This is a genomic window from Bacillota bacterium, assembly GCA_040754675.1.
Classification (GTDB): domain Bacteria; phylum Bacillota; class Limnochordia; order Limnochordales; family Geochordaceae; genus Geochorda.
In genome coordinates this window covers 1-9,786 of sequence record JBFMCJ010000115.1, presented here as the reverse complement: position 1 = coordinate 9,786, position 9,786 = coordinate 1, and the positions used below count along the sequence as shown (strand labels likewise).

Below are 9,786 nucleotides of genomic sequence, written 5' to 3'. Positions count from 1 at the left end.
CGGAATGCCCGGGCGTGTCTTGCGGAAGCGGCCGTTGACGAGGAGGTTGGCAGCTGGCAGCGCAACTAGCTGAGCAAGCCTCTCTTCTAGGGTCATGCTCGCAACAATGCCACGAACCCGGGACTCCATCTCCGTCACGCCTGACCCCCCAGTGCCGGCCAAGAACGCTCGCGAACCGGACCTAGCTAGTCGTCTTAGTAAGCAGTATCGAACGTCCCACCCAACTGACTCCCTTGCTAACAGGGGGCTTAGTTCGTTGGCCCAATCATCTTTGCATTGCATGCGTACGACATCCTGGGTCCAACTCCTGCTCCTCTTTGTTTCCGCTTACGCCTTGATGTCGTGCATGTGCCCGGAGTAGAATCGGCACCAGGGTCGTCAGGCGTCGCGCGGCATGTGACGTCCCGCAACCGCCTGGGCAAGTTTGCCCTGAATCCTAAGGAAGGCGGAGAGCGCGTGAGCCTCTACGCGTCCACCGCAGATCAGTTCCTCGTCAAGGCCCTCAACAAAGGCATCGTCCTCAACCTCCTGCGCCTGCGGGGCCCCATCTCCCGGGCCGACATCGCCAAGGCGACGGGCCTCAACAAGACCACCGTCTCTGCGCTGGTCGACGAGCTCACTCGCCAGCACCTGGTGCGCGAGGTGGGTATGGGAGAGTCGACCGGCGGCCGCCGCCCGAGGCTGCTGACCCTCAACGCGTCGGCAGGGTTCGCCATCGGCGCCGACCTGGGCGTGGATTACTCGCTGGTCGTCGCCCTCAACCTGCAGGCCCAGCCCATCTGGACGAGGCGCGTCAGGCGAGCTCCGGGCACCGACCCGAAGGCGGACGTCAATCAGCTGGCGGAGCTCATTGAGCAAGCCGTCGCAGCCGTGTCCCCCGCGCCCTTGGGCCTGCTCGGCATCGGCCTGGGCGTCCACGGGCTGGTCGAGTACCCTGGCGGGCGGCTGCTGTTTGCCCCGAACCTCGGCTGGACGGACGTGCCCGTGGGTGAGTGGCTGGGCGAACGCTTCAAGGTGCCCATCGTGGTGGACAACGAGGCCAACGCCGGAGCCCTTGCCGAACTGTGGGCCGGGGCCGGGCAGGAGGCCCGCAGCCTGTTTTACTTCAGCGTCGGCGTGGGGCTCGGCGCCGGGATCGTCATCGATGGCGAGATCTACCGCGGAGCGGCTGGCACAGCGGGTGAGTTCGGGCATACCACCGTGGATCCGGCCGGCCCGCCCTGCAACTGCGGAAACCGCGGCTGCCTCGAGGTGTTCGTCTCGGAGCGGGCTCTGATGGCGTACCTGCAGCGGTCGAGCCCCGAACCGGTGTCGCTGAGCGCCGGCGACGTCTTCCAGGCGGCAGGCGCAGGAGATGCGGCGGCCATCTCGGCGCTGGCCCGGCTGGGGGAGTATCTCGGCATCGGCATTGCCAACGCCATCAACACCTTCAACCCCGAACTGGTCGTCATCGGCGGCCCCATTGCCCGCGGGGGCCACCACGTCCTCAACTCCGCTCGCCGGGTCGTCGAGCAGCGCGCGCTGGCCTTCCCCCGCGGCCGAGCGCGCATCGTCGTTTCCGCGCTGGGGGAAGAGGCGTGCGCCATCGGCGCCGGCGTGATGATCCTGCAGGAGTTCTTCCGCATTCCCACAACGAAAGCGAACGGCCCGCTCGCCGGTGGTCGGCCGAACGACGGCACCCGGCGCGGCGGCCGCGGACAGGAGGTCGAACTCACGTGGCTCAAGCCGGGTCACGTCCATTACTCGACGGTAAAGTAGCCCTCGTCACCGGTGCCAGCCGTGGCATCGGCCGGTCGGTGGCCGTGCGGCTGGCCCACGAGGGCGCCCGGGTTGCGCTGTTTGCCCGCACGGAATCGGATCTGCGCGCCGTGGCCGCCGAGGTGGAGTCGGCCGGGAGCCAGGCGCTGGTCATTGCCGGTGACGGCCGCAAGGAAGAGGACGTGGCCCGAGCCGTCGACAAGACCGCCGGCAAGCTGGGGCGGCTCGACATCCTGGTCATCAACGCCGGGGTGGGCAAGTACGGGCCGCTGGAGGCGTTCAGCGCCGAGGAGTACGACTGGATCATGGACACCAACATGCGATCCACGTTCCTGTTCGCGCGTTACGGGATCCCGCACCTGAAGCGGCAGGGAGCCGGGCACGTGGTCGTGGTGGCCTCGGTGGCCGGCAAGAAGGGGCTGCCCAACGAGGCGGTCTACTGCGCCAGCAAGCACGCCCAGGTGGGCTTCGCCCAGGCGCTCGACTACGAGCTGCGCCCGCACGGCATCAAGGTCACGACCATCGCGCCGGGTGGCGTCAACACCTACTTTGCGTTCGGCACCGGGCGTACTCCGGGCGATCCGAAGCTGCAGGAGTTCCTCGACGCGGAGGATGTGGCGGACGCGGTCCTGTTCGCCGTGTCGCAGCCGCCCAAGTCTCGAATCGTCGAGGTCGTCATGCGCCCGATGGCGGAGCCACTGTAAGCGCCTCCTGACTTCCCGCCGACCCGCCTGCGCGGCCGGAGAGGCGCGCGCCCCGGGAGCCCTCGAACGCCGGCGATACGGAGCGACGTTTCGATTCGTATCGGACAGCCGGTGTCCGGGGCGCGTGCTCGCCTTCGTTACAGGCAGGCAGGAATACTAAACGAAATGAAGAAGGGTTGGATCGTTGCCCCGAGACTTTTGCAAACGGTTCATGCCGTTTTCGAAGGGGGCACCTCCTTGAGGCCGGAAGTGGCGGGCGCCAACCCGGCAGCATCTCCTGCGGCGGAAAGCGGGTTCTTCCTGGCGACCTACCTCCTCACGGGGAGCGGCGACCTGCGCAAGGCGGCCGAGTTCATCGCCCGGGAGGAGAGCGCCGGCGCCTGGGTGGGCGCTGGCCAGCAGACCGAGCTTCACCGCCGGGCGCTTGCGGAGGTCGCCGACTTCCGGCAGCTGGGCGACCGCCGGGCCCTTGCAACCATCGCCTTCCCGCTGCTCAACCTGACAATCGACCGCTACGTCCTGGCCAACATCTGGCTCTTCATGACCGGCGGGCCTCTCTTCGAGCGGGCCTTTGTGGACCGGGTTCGCCTGGTGGACGTGACGCTGCCGGATGAGGTGCTGCGCGTGCTGCCAGGGCCCCGGTACGGGGTCGACGGGACACGCCGCCTCCTGCGGGCCGACCCGGGGCGCCCGCTTCTGGGGACCATCGTGAAGCCGTGCGCCGGGCTGACGGCCCAGGAGGTCGCGCAACGGGTGATCGAGGCGGCGCGGGCCGGCGTCGACCTGATCAAGGACGACGAGAAGATGAACAACCCGGCGTATTGCCCGCTGGAAGACCGGATCCGGCTGGTCGCCGAGGGGCTTGGCCGCCTGCACGAGGAGACGGGCCGCCGGGTGATTTACTGCCCCCACGTCTCCTCCCGCCCGGACCGGGCGTTGCAACTCGCCCGCCGGGCCCGGGATGCCGGGGCAACCGGCCTCATGCTCAACCCGATTGCGTCCGGCTTTGCTGCGCTGCAGATGATCGCCGAGTCGGACGTGGACCTCCCCATCTACGCCCACACCGGCGGCCGCACCGCCTGGTCGCGCTTGGAAGGCTACGGCATCGACCCGGCGGTCGTGGCGAAGTGGGTGCGCCTGAGCGGCGGCGACTACATGGACGTCTACGCGCGCGGCGGCTATCTTCTGAACGGTACGCAAGACCAGGCCCGGGCGGTGGTCGCAGCGCTCCGGGACCCCATGGGGCCCGTGGCCCGGGCGCTCCCGGCTTACTCGGGCGGGCTCAACACCGCCAACCTCGGCGAGAATCTCGACTTTTTCGGCCTGGATGCGCTCCCCATGGCCGGATCGGCCATCCTCGACCATCCGATGGGCATCGAGGCGGGCGTTCGGGCGTTTTGGCAGGCGGTCGAGGCATGGCGCCTGGGCGCCGGCGTGGCCGAGTACGCCAGGCAACACCGGGAACTGGCCGCTGCCCTCGAGGTGGCGTTCTCCCAGGGCTCGTACAGGGCGTAGCGGGCCAGAAAGGGACGGGGTCAGGAGGGCCGGGGTTGGATGAGGGTTGCCGTCTGGGCGAGCGGCGGTGATTGCCCTGGCATGAACGCCGTGGTCGCCGAGCTGGTCGACCTGGCGGCCGCGTCCGGCGACGAGATCTGGGGTGTTTACGGCGGCTTCGAGGGGCTCGTCGAGGGCCGCACCAGGCGGCTGCTCCCCGAAGAGACCCGCCCGTTGAGGCACCTCGGCGGCATCCGGCTGGGCACGTCCCGCAGCGCCGTTCACGCCTCCGAGCCCGGCCTGAGCCGGGCGCTCCAGCACTGGCGCGACGCCGGGCTGGGAGGCGCCATCGTGATGGGCGGGGACGGGACGGTCCGCCACGGCGGCCAGTGGATGCAGGCGCAGGGCCTTCGCTGCGTTTTCGTCCCGGCCACCATCGACGGCGACATACCGGGCACGGAGTACAGCCTGGGCTTTGACAGCGCGGCCAATTACGCGGTGGAGGCGGCCGCGCGGCTGTGTGAGACGGGCGGGAGCATGCCCGGGCGGGTCTTCATTCTGGAGACCCTCGGAGGGCGTTCGGGGCACCTGGCGCTGGCGGTGGCCGAAGCAGTGAGGGCCGATGCGGTGGTCCTGCCGGAATTCCCCGAGCCCGTCGCCCGGGTGGTCGGGCGCCTCGCCGATGCCGTGGAAGCGAAGGGCTGGGCCCTTGCCGTGGTGGCAGAAGGCGTGATCTGGGATGACAGCACCTGGTACGCGAAGCTGGAGGCCTCGCTTCCGGTGCGGCTGCGGCGCACGGTGCTGGGCCACGCAGAGCGAGCCGGCCCCCCGACCTTTCGGGATCTTGTCTGGGCCCGGCGATTCGCGGAGCGAGCCTTCGCCGAACTGACCCGGGGTGGCGGCCCCTCCGTGCAGATGGTGGCAGCGTCGGGGGAGGCAACGCTTTGTGTTCCGTGGGAGGCCCTTAGAGGCTCGGCTTCGAAACGACCCGACCCTGCCGTGTATGAGTCGCTGTGGAAAGGGACGGTTCCGGTCCGTTCATGAACGAACCGCGAGAGCCGAGCGAGCCGACAAACGGGCGCCTGGGTGCGGCGGGCCCGACCGCCCGACCGGGCGGGGGCAACCTTCTCGGCGCCGAACGCCGAAGCCGGATCCTCAGCATCCTGCGACAGCAGGGCGCCGTTCGTGTTTCGGAACTGGCCGGCATGCTGGGCGGGGTCTCTCCGGTGACGATCCGCAAGGACCTCCGGGAACTGCAGCGCCAGGGGCTGCTGCAGCGCTCCCGGGGCGGCGCGGTCATGCCGGAGGGAGGCTACGAGATTGCCTTCGAGCGCCGCAGCCGGGAGCGCCTGCATGCCAAGCAGGCTCTGGCCCAGGCGGCGGCCGCAGTGGTTCAAGACGGCGAGACCATTCTCGTCGATTCGGGCAGCACGGCCCTCGCGCTGGCCCACGCCATCATGGCTCTCAACCGCCGGGTGACGGTGGCCACGCCATCCCCCCACCTGGCCCTTCTCTTCTCGCGCGCCGGGGGGCTCCCCGTGGTGATGCCAGGGGGGCTGTTGCTGCGGGAAAGCATGGCACTGGTCGGCCCGGAGGCGGTGGAGGGGCTCTCCCGGCTGTACGCGGACAAGCTGTTCCTGGCGGCCTCCGCCCTCGACGTGGAGGCGGGGCTGTTCGACACCTCCCCCCTCATCGCGGAGACCAAGCGCGCCATGATCCGCGCGGCGGCCCACGTGTACCTGATCGCCGATTCCAGCAAGATGAACAGGCGATCGGTGGCCCACGTAGCCGGCTGGGACGCCATCGACACCTGGTTTTGCGACGATGAACTCGCGCCTTCGGTTCGCGAGGCGCTCGAGCGCAAAGGGGTCCGCGTGGTGGCGGCTCCTTCGAAGGGGGCCCACCGGGCCGGCCGGGTAGAGGAGGCTGGCACACCACAAGAGGCGCACGCAAAAGGAGGTGGGAGTGGGGGTACCTGAGAGCTGCTGGCCCCTTGCTCCTGGAACCCTGGAGGGGTTCCCGTGTGGGCGCGTTGCGGGTTCTATTTTGAGAGCGGTTTCCATGAAGAGAACTCCAAAAGCCGAAGACCGGCTGGGAGGGGAGAAGACCGGCATGGCGAGAATGCGCGCAGTGCGGATCGTTTTCTCGGTTCTGGCCGTGGCTCTCCTTGTTTCGGCCTCGGCGTCGGCTGGCACCACCCAGTTCCGCAAGCTGGAGGTGTTCAGCTGGTGGACGGCGGGCGGAGAGGCGGAGGCCTTGACGGCGCTGTTCGATGAGTATTACAAGCTCCACCCGGACGTCTGGATCGTCAACGCCACCGTGGCCGGCGGCGCCGGCTCCGTCGCGAAGGCGGTGCTGGTCTCCCGCATGCTCGGCGGCGACCCGCCCGACACCTTCCAGGTGCACGCCGGGCGCGAGCTGATCGACACCTGGGTCGTGGCCGGCAAGATGGAACCCCTCGACGACCTGTTCAAGGCCGAGGGCTGGGACAAGGTGATGCCCGGGGGGATCCTGGACATCATCTCCTACAACGGCCACTACTGGTCGGTTCCCGTCAACATCCACCGCTCCAACGTGCTCTGGTACAACAAGAAGGTCTTCCAGACCTACGGCCTGAAGCCGCCTCGGACGTTCGACGAGTTCTTCCAGGTTGCCGACGCCCTCAAGGCGAGGGGCATCATCCCGTTCGTGGTCGGTTCCAAGGACGGCTGGGAGCTCGGCCACGTGTTCGAGGACGTGCTGGCCGGGGTGCTTGGCCCCGAGGCGTACCGCGGGCTGTGGACCGGCAAGACCCGGTGGACCGACCCTCGGGTCACGCAGGCCCTTCAGACCTTCAAGCGCATGATGACGTACGCCAACTCGGACCACTCGGCCCTCACGTGGGATGGCGCCGCCGCCTACCTGATGGAGGGCAAGGGCGGCATGCTCATCATGGGCGACTGGACCGACGGCTGGTTCACGGCCAAGGGGTTCAAGGACTACGGCTGGGCGCCGACGCCGGGCACGGCCGGGACGTTCGTGGCGCTGTCCGACACCTTCGGGTTGCCGAAGGGTATCAAAAACCGCGACACGGTCATGGACTGGCTGAGGCTGCTCGGATCCAAGCGCGGTCAGGAGGCCTTCAACCCCAAGAAGGGCTCCATCTGCGCCCGCACCGACTGCGACCGGAGCCTGTTCAACGAGTACCTGAGGTCGGCCATGGATGACTGGCAGAAAGACGAGATCGTCCCGAGCGTGATCCATGGCGCGGCGGCGAGCGAGAGCTGGGCCACCGCGTTCAAGGACACCGTCGCCCTCTTTGCAGCCCGGGGTGACGTGGCGGCGGCGCAGCGGGCGCTGCAGCAGGCCTGCGAGGACGCGGGGGTCTGCCGCTAGCCAGCGGGAGCGGTCGGTGCTGCCTGTCGCGGCAGCCATCCGGCGGGGCAGGGGCATCCCTCTCCCTGCCCCGCCAGTCAACGTAGGAGGGGGTGCATGCAGCGCTCGACGCCGGCCTGGGCCGTGGCGGTGACTCTGAAGCGTTCGCTGGCCAGGCGCAAGACGTCCCTGGACCGGGTGCTTGCCATCCTGACGCTGGCCCCCTCTGCCGCCGCCGTCTCGCTCTTTGTCTACGCCTTCATCGCGTGGACCGGGTTCGTTTCGCTGACGCGCTGGCGCGGGGTCATCCCAGACTACGCGTGGGCCGGCCTTCGCAATTACGTGCGCCTTTTCCAGCACGAGCGCTTTCAGACCGATTTGCGCAACACGGTTGTGTTCACCGCGGTCTTTCTCACCGGCTGCCTCGTCGTCGGCTTTCTGCTGGCCGTGCTCCTGGACCAGCGGGTTGCCGGCGAGGGGCTGTTCCGCACCGTTTTCCTCGCGCCGATGGCGGTGTCGTTCGTGGTGACCGGCGTGGTCTGGCGGTGGATGCTCAACCCGGGTACACCCGAGACCGGGTACGTGGGAATCAACCTGCTTCTGGACAAGATCGGGCTCGGTCTGCTCAAGTCAGGCTGGTACACTGACCCGAGGATCGGCATCAAAGCCGTGGCGCTGGCCGCCGCGTGGCAGATGTCCGGGTACGTCATGGCCCTCTATCTGGCGGGCCTGCGGGGCATCCCCGAGGAACTCCGGGAGGCAGCTCGGGTCGACGGGGCCACCGAGATCCAGATATACCGGCGTGTCATCATCCCGCTGCTCAGGCCGATCACGCTCGGGGCCGTCATCGTGCTCGGCCACATCTCGCTCAAGGTCTTCGACCTCGTGGCGGCCATGACGGGGTCGGGCCTCGGCTTCAGCACCGACGTGCCGGCGTACTTCATGTGGGACACCACGTTCCGGGGCAACAACTTCAACCAGGGCGCGGCGATCGCGGTCGTGCTCCTGGTGATGGTGGCCGTGCTCATCGTGCCGTACTTGATCTACACCATGCGGTCGGAGGCCGAGATATGACGGGCGCGCCGGCGGTCAAGCGCGGCAGGCGGGGAGTGAGGATGTCCTCAAGCAGCCGCGCCGTTCTCTACCTGGTGCTGGTCCTGTTCGCGGCCGGCTACCTGCTGCCCATGTACGTGATGGTGGTAACCAGCTCCAAGGACTTCGCTGAGGTCAGCCTTGCAACGATGTGGGAACTGCCGCGCCAGTTCAGCCTGGACAGCTTTTCCCGGGCCTGGTTCGGGAGCCGGGAGCAGGGTTACACCGGCTTGAACGACAAGTTTTTCAACAGCGTTCAACTGGTCATCCCCGCCGCCACGCTCTCTTCCTTGCTCGGCTCTTTGAACGGATACGTGTTTGCCAAGTGGAAGTTCCGGTACTCCAACCTGCTGTTCATGCTCTTCATATTCGGGATGTTCATCCCCTACCAGAGCGTCCTGATTCCGCTGGTGCAGGTGCTCATGTCGGTGGGGCTTTACGGAACCATCCCCGGGTTGGTCCTGGTGCACGTGATTTACGGGATTCCCATCACCACGCTGATCTTCCGCAACTATTACGCGGCCATCCCCACGGATCTGATCGAGGCGGCCCGGATAGACGGCGCGGGGTTTTACGGCATCTACCGGCGGGTGCTGATGCCGCTTTCGATCCCCGGTTTCGTGGTGGCCCTCATCTGGCAGTTCACGTCGATCTGGAACGACTTCCTGTTCGCTGTGGTCATCACGCAAAACCCGGCCGTGCAGCCCATCACGGTTGGGCTCAACAACCTGGCCGGCAGCTACATCGTCGAGTGGAACGTCCAGATGGCGGGGGCCCTGCTGGCGGCGCTGCCCACCCTTGTTGTCTACATCATCCTCGGCCGCTACTTCCTGCGCGGGCTTCTTGCGGGATCGCTCAAGGGGTGAGCGTCCCCGATCGTGCAAACCAGCGCCTCGGCCAGAGGTGCAATGGCCGGGAAGGGAGCGCAAGGGGAACCATGGGGGAAGCGACGCTCGGCGTCATCGTGGGAAACCGAGGGGGCTTCCCGGGCCACCTGTGCGAGACGGGACGGCAGGCCGTGCTCGCCGCGCTTGAAGCGGAGGGGATACGGGCGCTGATCCCGCCGGCCGAGGCCACGCCCTACGGCGCCGTGGAAAGCTACGCCGACGCAAAGAAGTACGCGGCTTTCTTCAAGCAACACCGCGACGTGATCGACGGGGTCCTGGTCACGCTGCCCAACTTCGGCGACGAACGCGCCGTGGCCGACACCCTCCGGATGGCCGGGCTGAGCGTGCCGGTACTGGTGCACGCCTTCCCGGACGAGGTCAGCAAAATGGGCGTGCACCTGCGGCGTGATGCCTTCTGCGGCAAGATCTCGGTATGCAACAACCTTCGCCAGTACGGGATTCCCTTCTCCCTCACCCGCATGCATACGGTGGCACCG

Annotated in this window: 9 protein-coding genes; all 9 read left to right on the top strand. The window is 67.9% G+C overall.

All coding sequences use genetic code 11. The annotated features are described in order from the left end of the window. The first annotated feature begins 456 nt into the window (after positions 1–456). A complete protein-coding gene (locus AB1609_08620) occupies positions 457–1,758 on the top strand; it encodes an ROK family transcriptional regulator (protein MEW6046532.1) in 1,302 nt (433 codons plus the stop codon). Beyond that, positions 1,716–2,462 (top strand): SDR family NAD(P)-dependent oxidoreductase, encoded by a 747-nt coding sequence (locus AB1609_08615; protein MEW6046531.1) that lies wholly within the window; start codon positions 1,716–1,718, stop codon positions 2,460–2,462. The genes AB1609_08620 and AB1609_08615 overlap by 43 nt, the downstream gene beginning before the upstream one ends. A 237-nt stretch (positions 2,463–2,699) precedes the next feature. Next, a complete protein-coding gene (locus AB1609_08610; GenBank protein ID MEW6046530.1) occupies positions 2,700–3,977 on the top strand; it encodes a RuBisCO large subunit C-terminal-like domain-containing protein in 1,278 nt (425 codons plus the stop codon). A gap of 39 nt (positions 3,978–4,016) precedes the next feature. Beyond that, positions 4,017–5,000 (top strand): 6-phosphofructokinase, encoded by a 984-nt coding sequence (locus AB1609_08605; GenBank protein ID MEW6046529.1) that lies wholly within the window; start codon positions 4,017–4,019, stop codon positions 4,998–5,000. Further along, positions 4,997–5,935 (top strand): DeoR/GlpR family DNA-binding transcription regulator, encoded by a 939-nt coding sequence (locus AB1609_08600; protein ID MEW6046528.1) that lies wholly within the window; start codon positions 4,997–4,999, stop codon positions 5,933–5,935. The genes AB1609_08605 and AB1609_08600 overlap by 4 nt, the downstream gene beginning before the upstream one ends. A 133-nt stretch (positions 5,936–6,068) precedes the next feature. Continuing rightward, positions 6,069–7,331 carry an extracellular solute-binding protein gene (locus AB1609_08595; GenBank protein ID MEW6046527.1) on the top strand — a complete coding sequence of 421 codons (1,263 nt, stop codon included), beginning with the start codon at positions 6,069–6,071 and terminating at the stop codon, positions 7,329–7,331. A 96-nt stretch (positions 7,332–7,427) separates the two neighbouring features. Then, positions 7,428–8,384, top strand: coding sequence for a sugar ABC transporter permease (locus tag AB1609_08590; protein MEW6046526.1), 957 nt, complete (start codon positions 7,428–7,430; stop codon positions 8,382–8,384). Further along, positions 8,381–9,268, top strand: a complete 888-nt coding sequence (locus tag AB1609_08585) for a carbohydrate ABC transporter permease (protein MEW6046525.1) — start codon at positions 8,381–8,383, stop codon at positions 9,266–9,268. The genes AB1609_08590 and AB1609_08585 overlap by 4 nt, the downstream gene beginning before the upstream one ends. A 71-nt stretch (positions 9,269–9,339) precedes the next feature. Beyond that, positions 9,340–9,786 (top strand): fucose isomerase (locus tag AB1609_08580; protein MEW6046524.1); only part of this gene is annotated, 447 nt, incomplete at its 3' end.